We start from the raw sequence: 17,409 nt of genomic DNA on the forward strand, positions 1-17,409 counted from the left end.
TGCCGGGCCGCCGTCTCGTCCATATCCGGGTTGGCGGTGCGATAGTTCTGCAGCACGCTGGCCTCGTCGCGCAGCCGCCGCGCGTGCTGGTCAAAAAAGGCGATCTCGTGGGATGGCAGTCCCAGCCGCACGCTCCCCCGCTCCGGCCGCAGTTCGCCGGTGATGAGGCGCAGCAGCGTCGTCTTGCCGCTTCCGTTCGGCCCGGCGATGGCGACGCGCTCGGAGCCCGTGATCCGCAGCGACACGCCGTCGATCACCGGCGCTTCCGTCCCAGGATGGCGATACGTCACACCATCCACGTCGACGACGGTCTTGCCGGCGGGCACGGCGGCGGAGGGAAGGTCCAGCGCAAGGCGCGCCTGCTCGTCCATGCGCTCGCGGGCGGCGTCCAGGCGGGCGCGTCCGTCCGCCACGATGCGCGAGGCGGTTTCGCGCACCCTGGCGCCGGTGCCCTCGGCGTTCTCCTTCCTCATCCCCAGCAGGATCTTGGGCATGTTGGCCGTGGCGGCGGCCCGGCGGCCACGGGCGTCCCGGCGGGCCTGCCGCTCGCGCATGGCCTGCGCGTCGCGCCGGGCGCGGCGGGACGCGCTCTCCGCGCTGGCGAACTCGCGCGCGGCGGCCTCCGCCTCCGCCGCCCGCTGCGCCCGGTACAGATCCCATCCCCCGCCGTAGACGCGGGCGCCGGAGGGAGTGAGCTCCACGATGCGGTCCATCCGCCGCAGCAGGCCGCGGTCGTGGCTCACGGCCAGCAGCCCGCCGGTCCATCCCTCGACAAACGCGTACAGCGCTTCGCGGCCGGCGGCGTCCAGGTTGTTGGTCGGCTCGTCCAGCAGAAGAATATCCGGCTCCGCCAGCAGCACGCCGGCCAGCGCCACACGCGTGGCCTCGCCGCCGCTGACGTCCAGCACCGGACGCTCCAGCGCGAGGTGGTGCAGGCCCAGCCGCGCCAGCACGGCCTCGGCGCGCTCGCGCAGGTCCCAGTCGCCGCCCACGCGGTCCAGGTCATGGGCGGAAGCCTGGCCGGCCAGCACGCGGTCCACGCGGGCGAGGCGTTCGCCAATGCCCAGGACGGCCGCGAGCGGCTGGCCGGCGCGCACGCGAAAATCCTGCGGCAGCCAGCCGACGGAGCCCGCGCGCACGACGGTGCCGGCGGACGGGCGCAGCTGGCCCGCCAGCAGGCGCACGAGGGTGCTCTTGCCGGTGCCGTTGGGTCCTGTCAGCCCGGTGCGCTCGCGCCCGAAGCCGAGGGTGAGATCGGAGAAAAGGGTGCGGCCGTCAGCCAGCGAAAAGGCCAGCCGCTCCGCGACGACGCGAACGCCGGTGGAATGAGTAGACAAAGGGGCATGCTCCCGTCCTGACGGTGAAAGTGGGGTGAACACCGGTCAGGAACAGCCGCATGCTTCGTCTCTCGTCGGGTGGGCGGGAACCGCGCCGGATCCGGGCAGTGCCGGATGCGGCGCGCGCGGAGAATATGATCGATCCCAAATCGAAAGTCCACGGTCATCCAACCCCCTCCCCCGCGGCCTCCGTCACTCCCGCGCGCTCCGCGTGAGATGCAGTCGGCACAGCCCGCGGGACACATGAAAACGCCCGTGGCTCCAGAGAAGCCGCGGGCGTTCATCATCCGGCCGAAGGTCGCGTCAGACCGTCTTGGGAACTTCGCGAGACAGGCGGTACATCTCCGCCGCGCGGTCGTGGTTGCCCTTGCGGTCGTACGCGATGCCCATGGCGTAGTAGGCCTTGCCGTTTTCCGGCACCAGGCGCACGGCTTCTTCCAGCGCCTCGATGGCCGCGTCGGACTCCGCCATCTGGTTGAGCGCCTCGCCCAGCACGAAGTGCGCGCCTCCGTGCTCCGGGTCCAGCTCCACCGCGCGGCGCAGCGCCGTGGCGGCCGCGGCGTACACGCCCTTCTTGTAGAGCGTGTGGCCCAGCAGGTAGCTGACCTCGGCGGCGTCGGGCGCCAGCTTGAGCGCGCGCCGGAGCTCCTTTTCCGCGCCGTCGTACTTGCCGGCGGCGAACAGCGCGCTCCCCGCGCCCAGGGCGGCGCGCAGGTTCTCGGGCTGCGCGGCCGCGATGGGCGCGAACGCCTCGGCCGCGTCGGCGTGGCTTCCCGCCGCCGCCAGCGCTTCGGCTCGCTCCAGCTTGGCCGCCCACGGGTCCGCGGACGGCTCCGGGGCCCCGTCGGCCGCGGGCTTGCGGGCGCGCTTGCGCGGGGCCTCCGCAACCGGCGCGGCCTCGTCGTGCTTGGGGGCTTCGTCCTCCGCCATCGTCATCCGAGCCATGTCCGCTTTCAGTGCCAACGGGGAAGGCCGGCCCTTCCGTCCCGCTCCTCAATCAATCCCCCGGCGTCTCGTCCCGCACCCAGCGGCAGTACGGCGCCAGTCCATCCACCACCGGAGCCACCAGAAGCTCCGGAACCTCGTACGGATGCAGCTCGGAAATGCGCTCCCGGAGCCGGTTCACGCGCCCCGGCTGCGTCTTCATCAGCATCAGGACTTCCTGGTCGGTCTGCACGTCCCCGTTCCACCGGTAGATGGACGTCAGCCCGGGAACCACGTTCATGCAGGCGATCAGCCGCTCCTGCACCAGCGCGCGGCCGATGCGCGCGGCGGTGTCGGCGTCCGGCGCGGTGCTCAGGGCCAGCACCACCTCCGGCACAGCGTCCGTCACAGCGGAAGCTGCAGCTCCGGAGACCCCTCACCCTCGCCCGTGAGCTCGGCCAGCGTGGCCCGCGCATGCGACACGTGCCGCGCCGCGTTGGGCACCTGCGGGGGGCGCGCAAGAAAGGCGCGAAGGTGCGCCACGGCCCCGTCCTGCTGCCCCTGCTGCAGCAGCAGAAAGGCGAGCCCGTAGTGGGCGCCCGAGGCGTGCGGCTTGAGCTCCAGCACGCGGCGGTACGTCTTGACGGCCTCGTCGGTCATGCCGATGCGCGTGTACGCCACGGCGATCTGCTGAAGGACGTCGGTGTCGTTGGGGCTCTCGCGCAGGGCGAGCCGAAAGGAGGTGAGGGCCTCGTGGTACTTCTCCTGATGGAGCAGGACCGTCCCTTCCTCGTAGTAATCCGGATCCCGCTCCTCCGGCGCCCCGGAGCGGCCTCCGATCAGGTTCGTGAACCAGGACATGGCCCGAGTGGAGATGGGAAAAGGAGCTGCTTCACGTGCCGCGTGGCCGCGGTGTTCTGCGGGCGGAACCCGTGCCCGGCGGGAACGCGCGCGCGTTCCCCGAGGTCGGCAAAGCTATGCCCGAGGGGCCGTTCCCGCAACCGACAACACCGTCATCCCGGGGGCCGGCGGCCCAGCGGCACGGGACGGCCCGGAGCGCGCGCCACCACGACGCCCGCCTGCTCCAGAAGCACTTCCGCGCCCAGCGCGCGCAGCCGTTCCGCCGTGTCGGCGGGGGCCGGATCCACCACCAGCCGCGCGCCCGGAGCCAGCACCCGCAGCGCCTCGCGCAGCCGCTCGCCCGCCGCGCCGCCGGTGAGCGCGGCGCCCCGCATCTTGTCGTCCCGAAACGGCAGGCGCCCCCCCGCGACCACGCGGCTCACCCCGTTCTCCATCGCAGGCGCGGGATGGGGGTCATCCACCGCGACCACCTCGATCCCGGGGACCAGCGCCGCCACCGCCGCCGCGTGCCGCGCGCCCGGCCCGGCGACCAGCACCAGCCCGGTGGCGCCCGACAGGCCCATCAGCGCGGCGTAGCGCACCGGCGCCTCCGCGTCATCGCCGGCCGCGGCATCCGCATCGGCCGGGCTCTCCGCATCCGCCGAAGCCGGCGCATCGGCCGGCGTTCCCGCATCCGCCGAAGCGCCCGCGTCCGCCGAAGACGGCTCCGCGGCGGGGATGGCGTGCACCACACCGTCGCGAATGGCGTACGCCTCGCGGCAGTTGGGGCAGCCCAGGCGGCCCTGGATGACGCGGCGCTCGCCCATCTGGTCGGCCAGGAGGATGAGGCCGAACTCCGGGCCGCAGCGGGGGCAGGTGAGAACGTCGGTCAGCAGGATGAACATGGCGCGGCTACCAGACGGGGCGCGGGGAGTACTGCGCCCACTGGTTGGGCGTTTCCCACACGCGCACGTAGGCCAGGTGCTCGCCGTCCGCGCCCAGCCGCCGCTGCAGCTCGCCGAAGATCCAGCGCGCCTGGTTCTCCGCGCTGGGCTCCAGTTCCGTAAAGGGCGGAACGTCGTTGATGTTCTTGTGGTCCAGCTCGTTTGCGATGGCGCGCAGGTGCTTCTTGGCCTCGGTGAAGTCGAAGGCCATGCCGCCGGGGCCCACGTCGTCGTACGAGAGCGCGGCTTCCACGACGTAGTGGTGGCCGTGCAGGTTCTCGCACTTGCCGTGGTAGTTGCGGAGAAAGTGGGCGCTGTCGTAGTGCGCCTTGACGTTCAGAAGAAACATGGGCGTCAGCCGGCCGCGTGTACGGCGATGCTGGGAATCAGCACCCCGGCGGGCTGCGCGGCGGCGAACGCCACGGCGCGGGCCACGTCTTCGGGGCGCAGCATGGAGGCGCGCGGCGGAAGGTCCGTCCGCGCGTCCGGGTCAATGGGGTCCCACAGCGGCGTGTCGGTGGCGGCGGGCTCTACGAGCGTGGCGCGCACGCCGGTGCCGCGGATTTCCTGCAGCAGCACCTCGTGCAGCCCGCGCAGCCCGAACTTGCTGGCCGCGTAGGCGCCGTTCTCCGGAAACGCCACGCGCCCGGCGACCGAGCCCAGGTGGATGAAGTGGCCGTGGCCGCGCCGCAGCATGGCGGGCAGAAAGGCGCGGATGAGCAGAAAGGGCGCGCGCAGGTTCGCGGCGATCATCCGGTCGAAGTCGGCGGGATCGGCCTCGTGCAGCCGCGCCAGGCCGAACGCCCCCGCGGCGGAGATCACGAGGTCGGGCGCGTCGCCCAGCAGTTCGGTGACGTAGGTGGCCACGGCGTGCACCCCGGCCGCCGTGCCCACGTCGGCGGGAATGGCGTGCCCGCCGATGTCGGCCGCGGCGCGGGACAGGGGCGCCTTGCTGCGGGCGACGAGCCCCACCCACGCGCCGGCCTCCGCCATCTGCCGCGCAACCGCCAGCCCGATGCCGCTCGACGCGCCGGTAATCACGGCGGTCTTTCCCTTCAGCGCGTCCATCTCGTTTGGTTCCAGGTGCGGATCTGTAGGTTGAGTTGGTGGGGCGCTGGACATTGGGCGTGCCCCTCCGCTGCGCTCCGGGTCGGGCTTCGCGCGCCGTAAGCAACGATACGACTGTTGCTAACGGCGCCGAGCCCCCTCCGTTCCGGGGCAACGATACGGCTGTTGCCCCTCTACTCCGGCGTCTCGGCCCTCCGGGCGCGAATCCCTCACGCGGGGAAGAGCGGTGCGGAGTACGGAGTCCTGAGTGCGGGACGTGCCCAGTACCCAGTGCCCGGACACAGGCGCTCGCGCGCGTGGCGCCCCGACGCCGACGCCGCCCTCCGAACCCTCCCCCCCCAGCCGAACGGCTCCCCCTCGCCGGCTTGCGGGAGAGGGGGCCGAGGAGAGCCGGTGCCTCACCCTGCGCCAGACCGTTCACACCGCACCGAGCCGCCGCTGCCGTGTGCCCCCTCTCCCACATCAGTTCGTGGGAGAGGGGGCACGCGTCTCAGCGCGGCCGGGTGAGGGCCGCGGCCGGGTGAGGGCCACACTCTCCGCCGCGCACGGACCGTCCGAACTGGACACTCTCGTACTCTCGTACTCTCGTACTCTCGTACTCTCGTACTCTCGTACTCTCGTACTCCCGGCGCCTACAGCAGCCGCAAAAACTCCTCGCGGGTGGCGCGATCATCCATGAACACGCCCTTCATGGCGCTCGTTACCGTCTTGCTGTTCTGCTTCTCCACCCCGCGCATCATCATGCACAGATGCGAGGCCTCCACCACCACGCCCACGCCCGCCGGCTCCAGGACCTCCATCAGCGCGGAGGCCACCTGCTCGGTCAGCCGCTCCTGCACCAGCAGGCGGCGCGCGAAGACTTCCACCACGCGCGGCAGCTTGCTCAGTCCCACGATGCGGCCGTTGGGGATGTACGCCACGTGCACCTTGCCAAAGAAGGGGAGCATGTGGTGCTCGCACATGGAATACATCTCGATGTCGCGAACGATCACCATGTTGTGGTGGTCTTCCTCGAACAGCGCGTCGCCAATGGCGTCCCGCACCGTGAGGCCGTAGCCGCGGGTGAGGAACCGCATGCTCTTTTCCACCCGCTCCGGCGTCTTGAGCAGCCCTTCGCGGTCCGGATCTTCGCCCAGCCCGGCCAGCATGCCGCGCACGAACCCGCTGATGTCCTGCACCGCGCCCGCCTGTGTCGCGTCCGCCATCTACTCTCCCGTGTATTCCGCCGAATTGCGCGGCGTTTCCCACAACACCAGCCGGGCAAGGCGCCCGCCCTCGATGAGCGGCGCAATGCGCCTCCACAGCTCCACCACCAGGTTTTCGGTGCTGGGGATCACGTCCCGCAGCCACTCCACATCCAGGTTCAGGTTGCGATGGTCCAGGTCGGCGATGACGCTTTCCGCCGCCTGGCGCACCTTGCCCAGGTCCACCACGTACCCGGTGCGCGGGTCGGGCTGGCCCTCCACGGTCACGTCGAGTTCGTAGTTGTGGCCGTGCCAGTTGGGGCTGTTGCACAGGCCGTACAGGCTCCGGTTCTCCTCGTCGGAGAGCGCGGGGTTGTGCAGCCGGTGCGCCGCGCTGAAGTGCACGCGGCGGGTCACGCGAACGGTGGGCACGTTGTCTCCTGCCAGGCCGTTGGAGCGAAGAAAAAGGCCAGCCCCGCGGGGCGGGGCCGGCCTGTTCCGGGTGGCTGCGGGAAGGATTTTTGAAGCCATGTCAGAGACATGTTGCGGTGGCTTCTCCGCGGCTTTCCGCCTTCCCATGTGGGCGTGGCTTCGACCGCAAAAGGCAGCCCCGGCTTCAAAAGTGTTGGCTCAAAAATTTTTCTCCCCGCCGCCTCCAGACCAGCGGCAAGAATAGGATGCCGGGGCGCCGGGGTCAAGAGCGCCGCGGCCGTGCCCGCGGGGTGTCGTTCCGCGCGGGATGCGGGTAGTTTTGGCGATGACGGGCGAACCCGGAGAGGCAGGGTGGAAGAACAGACGCTGAGCGCGATCCGCGCCCTGGGCCACCGGCTCACGGGCCCGCGCCGGGGCGTGGTGCGCCAGATGGCGCGCGCCGCCGCCCCGGTGACCGCGCGCGCCCTGCACGAGGCGCTGGGCGAGGGCGGCACCGACCTGGCCACCGTGTACCGCACGCTGCACTGGCTGGTGGAACTGGGGCTGGCGCGCCCGGTGGTGACGGGCGGCGCGGAGCACTTTGAGCTCGTGTCGCCCGGCGGGCACTCGCACCACCTGCACTGCGACGACTGCGGATCGCTGCGTACCGTGTCGCTGTGCGGGCTCGACCGCGCGGTGCTGGACCGCATCGAGCGCGAGTTCGGGTTCCAGGTCGCCCACCACCGCCTCACCTTTCATGGCCGCTGCGCCGGGTGCAAGGAGGAGTGAGCGGGGCGGAGGGGTATCGCCGCGTGGTAGATGATTATGGCGGCGGAGCGCACATCGCCCGGGCGAATGACGGCGCGTACGAATGGATGACCGCGTGGCGCCCGGCCTCCCTGAGCGGATGAATCCGCCGCTCCAGAAGCGGTAAGCCCCGACACATCGCCCACAGGCGATGTTCGGGGCTTCGACTGCTTCAGGGGGATACGTAGCGTGGGGTTGTTTCTGTGCCAAGCGCGGAGTTGGAACGGGCGGAAAGTAGATCCTTCGTCGGCGCCACAGGTCGGCGCGGCGGAGAATTCGTCCGGCGCCTCCTCAGGATGACAAGTTTCTAGGGCGCAACGGGTTACGAATTCGGACCGCACGCCGCGACGGGGATGCGCACTGAAGCCGCGGCCGCAGTCCGCGCAGGCGGACTTCGTGCGGTTCCAGCGGCGAATTCATTCGCTCTGGACGGCGGCCGCGCCCGACCGCGCTTCCCGCATCCATGGCATTGGCCGCAGTCCGCGCAGGCGGACTTCGTGCGGTTCCAGCGGCGAATTCGTTCGCTCTGGACGGCGGCCGCGCCTAACCCTGCTTCCCGCGCCGGGGTGTCGGCCGCGGTCCGCGGTGGGGAACCGGGTGCTATTCCAGCGGCGAATCAACGCGCTTTGGACGGCCACCGCGCGATGCTCCGCTTCCGGCATCTGACGTTCCGCCGCATTCCGATCCGCCCGGCTCGCCCCTTCCCATCCAGTTGCGAACGACTTGCATTTGCGAGCCGCTTGCGCTATCATCTCCGCCGCCGGGAACGCCTCCGCGTTGCCGGCGGTTCGTGTGAAGCGCACCCGTTCGCAGAGATGTTCTGATGAGTTCCGTTTCAGCGCCCGCCCGCTCGGCGGCGGCGAGTTCCTGGGCGGCGGCGCTGCCGCTGCTGTGCGCGGTGCACTGCCTGGCCGCTCCGATCGTGGCGCTCATCGCCCCGGCGCTGGCCCTGCCCTCCCTGGCCGAGCACGCGGTGCAGTTCGGCTCCGTCGTGCTCGCCGGGACGATGGCGCTGTCCGGGATCCGCGCGCACGGAGATCGCCGCGTGCTGGTGCCCATGGCGCTCGGCGCGGTGCTGTGGATCGCCTCGGACCCGCTCGCCTGGACGGGCGCCGCGCTCACCGCCGGCCACGTGCTAGGAGGCCTGCTGCTCGCCGCGGGCATGGCGTGGAACGGACATCTGCGGCACCAGGCCACCTGCGGCGCGTGCGCGTGCCCCGCGCACTCGCACGACTGACGGTGAACGGCAGGGAATAGGGAATAGGGAATAGGGAATAGGGAATAGGGAACAGGTGGAAACGGGAGCGGCCCCGTCCTCGGTGGGGAGGACGGGGCCGCTGTTCGTTTCCGCCGGTCGCGTCAGTTGACCTGGATGGGGATGGACGGCGAGGTGTAGACGGCCGTGCCCGCGCTGATCAGGTCCACGCGCATGGTGGTGGAGCCGCGCTGGTTGCCGCGCAGCGTACCCGCCTCGTTGCCCGTCCACGAGGCGACGCCGCTGTTCACCACCGTAACCCGCACGGTTTCCGTCGCGGTGGGCACCACCACGCCGCCGTTGGCCGCGCGCAGCACGATGTCATAATCCCGCTGTGAGCCCTGGTTCACCGTCAGCGACCCGGACACGCCCGCGGCGCTCACCGTCACCACCTGGTTCCCGGACGCATCCTCAATGCTGAGCCCGGCCGCGGTGCCGCCATCGCCGCCGGTGAGGTCGCTGCACGCGGCCAGCGCCGCAACGGGAACCAGCAGGGCGGCGCGGCGCAGAAGTCGGTTGGTCATCGGCGGATCGGTGGAGCGGGTGGATCGAGGAACACGGAGCGCTTCGAATACCAATCACCCCGCGCGACGTTCCACATTCTCCGCTCCCTTCCCCCTGATCCGTCGAACCGCCGGGGCCGCCGATGGGGTGTGCACCCTCTCCCACATCCGTTCGTGGAGAGGGTGGACGCGTCTCAGCGTCGATGGGTGAGGGTCGCCGGCCGGGTGAGGGCCACAGCGCCGCCGCGTCAGGCGTCGCCATCCCCGCCCTCACACCATCGCCGGAATCGGAATGCGGCCCACCGGCACGGGCGCGGGCGCGGGCTCCTCCGGCGTTTCGATCTCCGGCGGAAGCAGCTTGTACATGACGGGCGTCACGAGTCGGGCCAGCAGCGTGGACGACACCAGCCCGCCGATGATGACCCACGCCAGCGGCGAGTACAGCGCCGACCCTTCCAGGGCCAGCGGCAGCAGCCCGCCGATCGCCGTCATCGTCGTAAGCACGATGGGGAGGAAGCGCACCTCACCCGCCTTTTCAATGGCCGCGTCCAGCGGCATCCCTTCCTGCCGCAGCTGGTTGGTGAAGTCCACCAGCAGGATGGAGTTCTTGATCTCAATCCCGATCAGCGCCACAAAGCCGATGGTGGCGGTGAAGGAGAGGGTGTAGCCGGTCAGGAACAGCGCCGCGATGCCGCCCAGCACGCCCAGCGGAATCACCGAGGCGACAATGAGCGTGCTGCGAAAGGTGCGGAACTCCAGCACCAGAATGGCCAGCACCATGAACACGGCCACGATCACCGCGTTTCCCACCCCGCCAAAGCTCTCCTGCCGGCTCTCGAACTCCCCCGCGGGCACCCAGCGGTACCCCGCGGGAAAGGTCATCCCCTCCAGCTTGTCCATCACCTCGCGCGTCAGCCGGTCGGTGTTGAACCCGCTCTGCACGAACGCCGTCACCGTTACCGAGCGCTCCTGGTCGTACCGCTGAATCAGCGGCGGCGACGACTCGAAACGCAGCCGCGCGATCTGCCCCAGCGGCACCTGCGCGCCCCCCGCGCCGGCCACGTACACCTGCTCCAGCACCGCCGGCGTGGGCCGCCCCGCATTGGGCAGGCGCACCTGCACCGGGTGCTCGTCCCCATCCCCCTCGCGCACGCGGCCGGCGGCGAGCCCCGATACCGCCAGGCGCACCGTGCGGTCCACCTCCGCCGTGGGAATCCCCAGCATTCCGGCCCGCGCCCGGTCGATCTCCACCCGCAGGTCCGTGCGCGCCAGCCGCACCGGGTTGCGCACGTACAGCGTTCCCGGCGTGGCGCGAAGCACCCCTTCCACCCGCCCCGCCAGCACCCGCAGCGTGTCCAGGTTCTCCCCCGTCAGACGAATGGCGAGCGGCGCGTCCACCGGCGGGCCGTTCTCGAACTCCTTGACCTCGATGCGCGCATTGGGGTACGCGGCGAACCGGGCGCGCATGCTGTCCAGCATCCGCTCCGTGGCCCCGGGCTCGTGCCCGCGCGTAAGGACGAACAGCTGCGCCACGGTGGGGTTCTCGTTGCGCGGAACGACGTTGTAGTAGATCTGCGGATTGCCGTGCCCCACGTTGGCCATCACCGCGCGCACCTGGGGATGCGCGGAAAGCTGCCGCTCCACCCAGCGCGCCGCGCGGTCCGTGGCGGCAAGCGTGCTTCCCTCTGGCGTCTCGACGTCCACCAGGAACTGCGGCGTCCCCGCCTTGGGAAAGAGCGAGAAGCCCACGGCCGGGATCAGCGCCAGGCTCGCCAGAAAGAGGGCGCCGGCCACGGCGAGCGTGGCGCGGGGACGGGCCAGGGCCCGGTGCAGCACCGGCGCGTACGAGGCGCCGATCCCGCGGTTGAGCGCGCGCAGGAAGACGTTCTCGTGCGCGCCGTCCCCGTCCTTGAGGATGATGCTGGCGAGGAACGGAATGATGGTGAGCGACACCACCAGCGACGCCAGGATGGTGTACACCACGGTAAGCGGCATGGAGCGGATGAACTGCCCCGCCGTCCCCGGGAGAAACAGGAGCGGAAGAAAGGCGAAGATCAGAGTGAAGGTGCACCCCAGCACCGCCACGCCGATCTGCCGCGTGGCGCGCACCGCCGCCTCGCGCCGCGAGTGCCCCTCGCGCAGAAAGCGCGCAATGTTCTCCACCACCACGATGGAGTCGTCCACCAGCAGCCCCAGGGCGATCACGAAGCCCACGATGCTCATCTGGTTGATGCCGAATCCCGTGGCGTCCACCAGCGCCAGCCCGATCGCCATCGACAGCGGGATGGACGCCATGACGATCAGCGCCGGCCGCAGCCCCAGCGGCAGCAGCGTGATCACCACCAGCCCGATGGCGATGGCCAGGTCGCGCCCCAGCGTTCCCATCCGCCGCTCCACGTTGGCCGACTGGTCGAACCCGCGCTGCAGCCGCACCCCCGCGGGCAGCCCGCGCTCGAACGCCGCCATCTCCGCGTAGATGCCGTCACGCACGCGGGAAATGTTGCTCCCCTCCTGCATGGTCGCGGTCACGAACAGGGCGCGGCGGCCGTTGAAGCGGGCCAGGTGGCCGGGGTCCGCGTAGCTCCAGCGCACGTCCGCCACGTCGCGCAGCCGCACCAGGGCGCCCGCGCGCCCGCCCACCACCGTTTCCCGCACCTCGTCCACCGAGGTGTAGTCGCCGCTGGTCTTTACGTTGAAGCGCCGGGAGCCCGCGTCCACGCTGCCGCCGGGGATGTTGGCGCTCTCGCTCCCCACCGCGCCCAGCACCTGCGCCGGGGCGATGCCCAGCTGCGCCGCACGGCCCAGGTCCAGGTTGACGCGCACCTCGCGTTCGGGCGCGCCCCACACCTCGGCGTCGCGCACGCCGGGGACGCGCTTGACCCGGTCCTGCAACCGGTCCGCCTGCTCCTGCAGGATGCGGAAGGGCACGGCCTCCGACACCAGCGCCGCCTGCACGATGTTCACGTCCGCGGCGCTCGTCCGGTCCACCGTGAGCGAGTGCAGCTCCGCCGGAAGGCTTGGGCGCAGTCCGTTCACCTCGCGCAGCACCTCCTCGTACTTGCGGTCGGGGTCCACGCCGGGGTCGAACTCCGCGCGGATCACCGCCACGCCGTCCTCCACCTGCGTCTTCATCGTCTTCAACCCGTCCAGCTCGCCGATGGCTTCTTCAACCGGTTCCACCACCAGGCGCTCCAGGTCCGCCGGGGAGGCGCCGGGATACACGGCCACCACGGGGTAGATGGCGATGGGAAAGGTGGGATCCTCCGACCGTGGAACGTTGACCCAGGCGTTCAGCCCCACCGCGGCCGCCATGGCGGTGATGACGACGGTGAACTGCCAGTTCCGGACGGCCAGTTCCGAGATGCGCGAGACGTTCATGGGGCCACCGCCCGGCGCACCGCGGCGCCGTCTTCCAGGTAGGCCGCGCCGTCCGTCACCACCTCGGCCACGCCGTCCAGCCCCCCGCGCACCGCCGCCCGCTCGCCGCGCAGAAAGGCGATGCGCACCGGCATGCGCCGCGCGCGCCCGTCCGGCGCCAGGGTAAAGACCGTCGCCGAGTCGTCGTCCGCCTCCAGCAGCGCCTCCACCGGCACCATGCGCAGCCGCTCGCGGGCGGCCGGCGCGATCTGCACCCGGCCAATGAGGCCGCTGGCCAGGGCGCGCCCGCCCGCGTCCACCGCCACCTCTACCTCGTACGTCCCCGTGCCCGGGCTCGCGGCCGCCGCCACCTCCGACACGCGGCCGGCGAACGACACGCCGGGATAGGCGTCAAAGGCCACCGTGGCCGCGTCGCCCCGGCGCAGGCGGACGGCGTCGCGGTCCGGCAGCCCCACGCGCAGCACCGTTCCCCGCCCCGCCGCGCCCAGCACCAGCACGGGGGCGCCCGGCGGCACCATCTCCCCCGCCTCGGCGGCGCGGCGCAGAATGGTTCCCGACGCGGGCGCCACGATGGCCGCGTGCCGCCGGTTGAAGCGGACGGCTGCGAGCTCCGCGCGCGCCACCCCGGCGGCGGTCGCGGCGTCCTGCATCTGCTCCAGCGTCACCACGCTGTCCGCGTACAGCGAGCGGGCGCGGGCCAGGTCGCGCTCCGCCTTGGCCGCGCCCTGCTCCGCGCGGCGCACCAGGGCGTCGATCTCCCCCGCGTCCAGCGTGGCGAGCGTCTGCCCCCGGCGCACGCGCTGCCCTTCCTCCGCCAGCACGGAGGCCACGATGCCGCCCGTCTTGAACGAGAGCGCCACCTCTTCCTTGTCCGCCAGCGTCCCCGTGCCGGTGACGGGGAGCGTTCCCCATTCCTCGGTGACGGGGGCCGTGCGAATGGCGACGGCGGGATCGGGGGCGGCTTCGCCGCGCGCCTCGGCGCCGCACGCCGCGGCGGCCGTCAGCAGGAGCGGGGCGGCGATGCGCAGGACGTTCACGGGGCCTCCGGGGCAAAGGTGCGAAGTGCGGCGGCGCGCTCCAGCTCCACCCGGCGGAGCGCGTAGTCGTGGCGGGTAATCACCAGGTTCAGTTCGGCGCGGGTCAGGGCCGCGCGAACGTCCAGGTACTCGATCTGCGGCGCGGCGCCTTCCTGGTACTTGCGGGCGACGAGCTCGAACGTCCTGCGCGCGGCGGCCACACGGTCCGCCGCGGTGGCGATGGCGGCACGGGCGACCACGGCGGCCTCGTACGCCTGCCGCACCTCCAGGTCAATGCGCCGCTCCGCGTCCGCGCGGCGCACGCGGGCGGCCTGCGCCTCCAGCGCGGCGCCCTGGCGGCGCGCGGAGGTCTGCCCCCCCTCCCACGGGCTCCACTGCACCAGCACGGAGGCGATGGCGAAGTCGGCGTCGCGGCTCAGCTCGTAGCGGTTCCCCTGGATGCCGTAGTCCAGCGCCACCGACACCGTGGGCAGCCGCCCGGCCGCGGCAATGCGGCCCTGCGCCTCCGCGGCGCGCACCCCCTGCTCGGCACCGCGCAGCTCCTCGCGGCCGGCGAGGGCACGGGCGCGCGCCTCGTCCAGCGTGAGCGGCAGCGGGCCCGCCCACGCCGAATCGTCCGGAACGGCGACGGGCGTATCCAGCGGCCGGTCCACCAGGTAGTTCAGGAAGCGGGCGGCGGCGCCGCGCTGCTGCTCGGCCTCGTCGCGCTGCTGCTCCGCCTCGCCCAGCTCGGCGCGGGCGCGGTACACGGCGTCGGGCGTGGCCTTGCCCGCTGCCACCAGGCGCTCGGCCACGCGCAGGTTTTCCGCGAGCAGGGGAAGGGTGCTGGCGTACACCTGCACCACCCGCGCGGCCTGCGCGTGCCGCAGCCATGCGGACTGAACGTCGGCGGCCAGCTGGCGCGTCGCGGCCCCCAGCTCCGCGCCCTGCACCCCGCGCAGAGAGCGGCGCAGCGCCACGTTGTGGCCAATGGCCGGCCGGTACAGCGGCTGCGCCACCCGGACCCTGGTTTCCTGCGCCAGCGGCAGGCGCGCGTCCACGTTCGTGGGAAAGGCGTCCGTGCCGGTGAGCTGGTTGAGCGCGGCGTAGGCGGGGTTCACCAGGTCGCCCAGGTTGCGCGCGCCGTGCGTCCGCGAGTAGCGCGCATCCAGCGAAATGGACGGACGCCCCAGCGCGGCCGCTTCGCGCACGGCGGCCTCGCTGCGCGCATCCGCGTAGCGCCGTTCCTGCAGCCCGCGGTTGGCGCGGATGGCCTCGGTCACCAGCGAATCCACCGGCCCCGTCTGCGCCGCGCCGGACGCCGCGCATCCAATCACCGCGGCCAGGCTGAACGCGAGTGCGGCGCTTCTCATCGTCCAAACATCTGATGTTGTCCTTTCATCTAACAATGTTAGGTGGCGGACCAAAAAAAAGCGGCTTCCCCCGCGGGGGGCCGGGCGATGGGGCAGCATCATGCTTCCTCCGGGAGAGTGGTTCCGCGCACCAGCACGTCGATCATCCGGGCCGCGGTCGTGGCCATGTCGCGCCAGTCGATCCATGCATCCGACTTCTTGGCCATGTGCAGCGAGATCACACCGTGGATCCCGCTCCAGTGGATCTGGGCCAGTTCGTGGGCGTCCGTGAACTCGGGGCGAAAGCGGCCGGCGGCGATCCCCTCGGCCACGGTCTGCACCAGGAGGCCGTAGGCGTCTTCTTCCGGGTTGTTCTTCTGGATGGAGACGTCGTCGTGATCGTGCGCCGGGGTGGCGGTCATGAACATCACGTGGTAGTGATGCGGGTGGGTGATGGCGAACTGCACGTACGCCGTCCCGATGCGCCGCAGCCGCTCCACGGGGTCGGCGATGCGCACGGACCGGCCCAACTCCACGCCCAGCAGCCGGAAGTCCGCGTGGCAGAGCTCGATGATGAGGGCGTCCTTGTCCTTGAAGTGGTGGTAGATGGCCGTGGGCGTGTACTCGATGCGCTCCGCGATGGCGCGCATGGTGACGGCCCCGACTCCCTGCGTGGCGAACATTTCGCGCGCCGCGTCCAGGATCCTGGCCCTCGTTTCTGCCCGCTCCCGCTCCCGCCGCTCCTTGGTCCCCATCCCTCGCTCCTTCGGTCCGCGCTGTTCGTGAGCGCAACGTACATCGCCCACCTAACAGTGTCAAGTAAGTTGACGATCGTCGCGATCAGGACGTGAGGCGCACAGGCCCAGAGCATGTTCGGCAACCTCTCGCCCCACCGCCTCGGCGCGTGAGTGTCATCGAAAGCGTGTAGCGCCCCCCTCCCCCGCCCATACGCCTCGGCGCGTGAGTGTCATTCTGAAGGAGGCGCCGCGCGGGCCATCCCCGTGCCCACACTCGGGGCGCCGATTGAAGAATCCCGCGCCACCGCATCCGATGCACCCCGGGTTGCGTGGCGTGCGCCGGGGCCTGCGGGCGCCGCGAGAAGGCCGGGGCACGCCGCGCCGGACAGCGGCCGCGCGGATGCTTCGGTCCGGGATCCTTCAGTCCTACAGGGCTCAGCGCGGCGGACGATGCGGTGCGCCGCTCCTTCAGGATAACCCTCGGACGCCGGCGTGGCACGGCCGGCTCGCGTTCTCGGCGTGCACTGAAGGAGGCGCCGCACGGCGTCATCTGCCTGCACCACACTCGGGCGGCGACGGAAGCACCCGCTACACCGCTTCCGGCACGCGACAGGTTGCGTGGCGCGCTCCGGTCCGGGCCGCCGCGGCGAAAAGGCCGGGGCACGCCGCGCCGGACAGCGGCCGCGCGGATGCTTCGGTCCGGGATCCTTCACTCGCACAGGTCTCAGCGCGGCGGACGGTGCGGTGCGCCGCTCCTTCAGGATGACTCTCACAGGCCGAGGTGAATGGCCGGCTGACGTTCTCGGCATTCTCCCGGGCCGGCCTACTCTCCTCCGCCGCCGTCCCCGTCGCCGCCCCCATCACTCCCGCCCGCGTCCGCGCTGTCGAACGCGCTGCCCACGCCGTCAACGGCCTCCAGCACGCCCCCCCAATCCACTTCGCCCAGGATCTCGACAGCGTCCAGCCACGCGATGCGGCGCTCATCCTCGGCCACCCCGTCCAGCATCGTGATCATCTCGGGCATGGTGGGGTTGCCGCGGGCGGCAGCGGCGAGGTCCGCCAGGTGGGGACGCAGTTCGTCCGCGATGAGCACCAGCCCGCCCAGGCGGGCGGATGCGGCGGCGGCGCCCGCGGGATCGCGCCGCAGCAGTTCGGGCAGGTGCCTCGCGGGCTGCAGCGCTCCCTGCACCCATGCACGCGCCGCTTCACCTTGCGCCGTGTGCCTGTAGCGGCGCTGCGGAAACAGGCGCAGCAGACGGTACTCCTCCACCTCCAGCAGCCCGCGGCTCACCAACTCCGGGAGCACGTGGCCGGAGAGGAATTGTCCGTACGAGTATCCGAAGGCCGCCTGCAGGCGTGTCGTCATTTCTTCCGGGGAGAGCGGTTCGTCCGGCTTGGACGGGGGGAAGAGCGCCGCCATCACCGCGGAGAGGTGGCCGGGAAGGGGCGAGTTGCGCGCCGCGCGACGCACGCGTTTGCGGCTGCCGCCCCACCACCAGGGACGCGGAGGCCCGTCCAGGAGGCGTAGATGGCCGGCGCCGGCCAGGTGCATCAGGGCGGTGCGAAGCGCCTTCTGCGGGGGAATGCTGTTCGGCTCCAGAAGAACCTGGGCCTCGGTGGGGGTCAGAGCCTGCCCGGTGCCGCTCATCCACT

At 71.6% G+C, this 17,409-nt stretch carries 17 protein-coding genes; 2 read left to right on the forward strand and 15 right to left on the reverse strand.

Features of this window, described 5'->3' with window-relative positions; all coding sequences use genetic code 11:
• The 9 genes from VF665_RS01665 to VF665_RS01705 form a co-directional block, all read right to left on the reverse strand.
• On the reverse strand, positions 1-1,337 hold a 1,337-nt coding region (locus VF665_RS01665; protein ID WP_331051661.1), incomplete at its 3' end, for an ATP-binding cassette domain-containing protein.
• A 303-nt stretch (positions 1,338-1,640) separates the two neighbouring features.
• A complete protein-coding gene (locus tag VF665_RS01670) occupies positions 1,641-2,282 on the reverse strand; it encodes a tetratricopeptide repeat protein (protein ID WP_331051662.1) in 642 nt (213 codons plus the stop codon).
• A 52-nt stretch (positions 2,283-2,334) separates the two neighbouring features.
• On the reverse strand, positions 2,335-2,670 hold the full coding sequence (gene cutA, locus VF665_RS01675; RefSeq protein WP_331051663.1) for a divalent-cation tolerance protein CutA: 336 nt from the start codon (positions 2,668-2,670) through the stop codon (positions 2,335-2,337).
• Positions 2,667-3,122, reverse strand: coding sequence for a tetratricopeptide repeat protein (locus tag VF665_RS01680; protein WP_331051664.1), 456 nt, complete (start codon positions 3,120-3,122; stop codon positions 2,667-2,669). The genes cutA and VF665_RS01680 overlap by 4 nt, the downstream gene beginning before the upstream one ends.
• A 152-nt stretch (positions 3,123-3,274) precedes the next feature.
• Positions 3,275-4,006, reverse strand: coding sequence for a Trm112 family protein (locus VF665_RS01685; RefSeq protein WP_331051665.1), 732 nt, complete (start codon positions 4,004-4,006; stop codon positions 3,275-3,277).
• A gap of 7 nt (positions 4,007-4,013) precedes the next feature.
• Positions 4,014-4,394 carry a 6-carboxytetrahydropterin synthase gene (locus VF665_RS01690; protein ID WP_331051666.1) on the reverse strand — a complete coding sequence of 127 codons (381 nt, stop codon included), beginning with the start codon at positions 4,392-4,394 and terminating at the stop codon, positions 4,014-4,016.
• A 5-nt stretch (positions 4,395-4,399) separates the two neighbouring features.
• Positions 4,400-5,113, reverse strand: coding sequence for an SDR family oxidoreductase (locus tag VF665_RS01695; RefSeq protein WP_331051667.1), 714 nt, complete (start codon positions 5,111-5,113; stop codon positions 4,400-4,402).
• 632 nt (positions 5,114-5,745) lie between these two features.
• Positions 5,746-6,318 (reverse strand): GTP cyclohydrolase I FolE, encoded by a 573-nt coding sequence (gene folE / locus VF665_RS01700; protein WP_331051668.1) that lies wholly within the window; start codon positions 6,316-6,318, stop codon positions 5,746-5,748.
• The gene (locus tag VF665_RS01705; protein ID WP_331051669.1) at positions 6,319-6,729 is read right to left on the reverse strand and encodes a 6-pyruvoyl trahydropterin synthase family protein; all 411 of its coding nucleotides are present in this window, start codon (positions 6,727-6,729) and stop codon (positions 6,319-6,321) included. It lies immediately after the preceding gene.
• Positions 6,730-7,080: 351 nt separating this feature from the next.
• Between VF665_RS01705 and VF665_RS01710 the strand changes: the two genes are divergently transcribed.
• Positions 7,081-7,497: a Fur family transcriptional regulator gene (locus VF665_RS01710; protein ID WP_331051670.1), complete on the forward strand. Its 417-nt coding sequence runs from the start codon at positions 7,081-7,083 to the stop codon at positions 7,495-7,497.
• Between the two features lie 841 nt (positions 7,498-8,338).
• Positions 8,339-8,752, forward strand: coding sequence for a MerC family mercury resistance protein (locus VF665_RS01715; protein ID WP_331051671.1), 414 nt, complete (start codon positions 8,339-8,341; stop codon positions 8,750-8,752).
• A gap of 122 nt (positions 8,753-8,874) precedes the next feature.
• On the opposite strand, the gene VF665_RS01720 is transcribed toward VF665_RS01715, so the two are convergent.
• The 6 genes from VF665_RS01720 to VF665_RS01745 form a co-directional block, all read right to left on the reverse strand.
• A complete protein-coding gene (locus VF665_RS01720) occupies positions 8,875-9,294 on the reverse strand; it encodes a hypothetical protein (protein WP_331051672.1) in 420 nt (139 codons plus the stop codon).
• Between the two features lie 249 nt (positions 9,295-9,543).
• Positions 9,544-12,651, reverse strand: coding sequence for an efflux RND transporter permease subunit (locus tag VF665_RS01725; RefSeq protein ID WP_331051673.1), 3,108 nt, complete (start codon positions 12,649-12,651; stop codon positions 9,544-9,546).
• The gene (locus VF665_RS01730) at positions 12,648-13,688 is read right to left on the reverse strand and encodes an efflux RND transporter periplasmic adaptor subunit (protein WP_331051674.1); all 1,041 of its coding nucleotides are present in this window, start codon (positions 13,686-13,688) and stop codon (positions 12,648-12,650) included. Before VF665_RS01730 ends, VF665_RS01725 begins: the two co-directional genes overlap by 4 nt.
• Positions 13,685-15,040: a TolC family protein gene (locus VF665_RS01735; protein WP_331051675.1), complete on the reverse strand. Its 1,356-nt coding sequence runs from the start codon at positions 15,038-15,040 to the stop codon at positions 13,685-13,687. Before VF665_RS01735 ends, VF665_RS01730 begins: the two co-directional genes overlap by 4 nt.
• 98 nt (positions 15,041-15,138) lie before the next feature.
• Complete coding sequence (locus VF665_RS01740; RefSeq protein WP_331051676.1) at positions 15,139-15,774, reverse strand: TetR/AcrR family transcriptional regulator; 636 nt, start codon at positions 15,772-15,774, stop codon at positions 15,139-15,141.
• Positions 15,775-16,579: 805 nt separating this feature from the next.
• Entirely contained in the window at positions 16,580-17,404 is an 825-nt protein-coding gene (locus tag VF665_RS01745) for a GPP34 family phosphoprotein (protein ID WP_331051677.1), read from the reverse strand.
• Positions 17,405-17,409: the final 5 nt, after the last annotated feature.

This window comes from Longimicrobium sp. (genome assembly GCF_036387355.1).
Lineage (GTDB): Bacteria > Gemmatimonadota > Gemmatimonadetes > Longimicrobiales > Longimicrobiaceae > Longimicrobium.

Excerpts from the sequence above, each read along its gene's own strand:
- VF665_RS01670 (WP_331051662.1), bottom strand. The coding sequence starts at position 2,282 with ATGGCTCGGATGACGATGGCGGAGGACGAAGCCCCCAAGCACGACGAG.
- VF665_RS01680 (WP_331051664.1), bottom strand. The coding sequence starts at position 3,122 with ATGTCCTGGTTCACGAACCTGATCGGAGGCCGCTCCGGGGCGCCGGAG.
- VF665_RS01685 (WP_331051665.1), bottom strand. The coding sequence starts at position 4,006 with ATGTTCATCCTGCTGACCGACGTTCTCACCTGCCCCCGCTGCGGCCCG.
- VF665_RS01690 (WP_331051666.1), bottom strand. The coding sequence starts at position 4,394 with ATGTTTCTTCTGAACGTCAAGGCGCACTACGACAGCGCCCACTTTCTC.
- VF665_RS01695 (WP_331051667.1), bottom strand. The coding sequence starts at position 5,113 with ATGGACGCGCTGAAGGGAAAGACCGCCGTGATTACCGGCGCGTCGAGC.
- folE (WP_331051668.1), bottom strand. The coding sequence starts at position 6,318 with ATGGCGGACGCGACACAGGCGGGCGCGGTGCAGGACATCAGCGGGTTC.
- VF665_RS01715 (WP_331051671.1), top strand. The coding sequence starts at position 8,339 with ATGAGTTCCGTTTCAGCGCCCGCCCGCTCGGCGGCGGCGAGTTCCTGG.
- VF665_RS01720 (WP_331051672.1), bottom strand. The coding sequence starts at position 9,294 with ATGACCAACCGACTTCTGCGCCGCGCCGCCCTGCTGGTTCCCGTTGCG.
- VF665_RS01725 (WP_331051673.1), bottom strand. The coding sequence starts at position 12,651 with ATGAACGTCTCGCGCATCTCGGAACTGGCCGTCCGGAACTGGCAGTTC.
- VF665_RS01735 (WP_331051675.1), bottom strand. The coding sequence starts at position 15,040 with ATGAGAAGCGCCGCACTCGCGTTCAGCCTGGCCGCGGTGATTGGATGC.
- VF665_RS01740 (WP_331051676.1), bottom strand. The coding sequence starts at position 15,774 with ATGGGGACCAAGGAGCGGCGGGAGCGGGAGCGGGCAGAAACGAGGGCC.
- VF665_RS01745 (WP_331051677.1), bottom strand. The coding sequence starts at position 17,404 with ATGAGCGGCACCGGGCAGGCTCTGACCCCCACCGAGGCCCAGGTTCTT.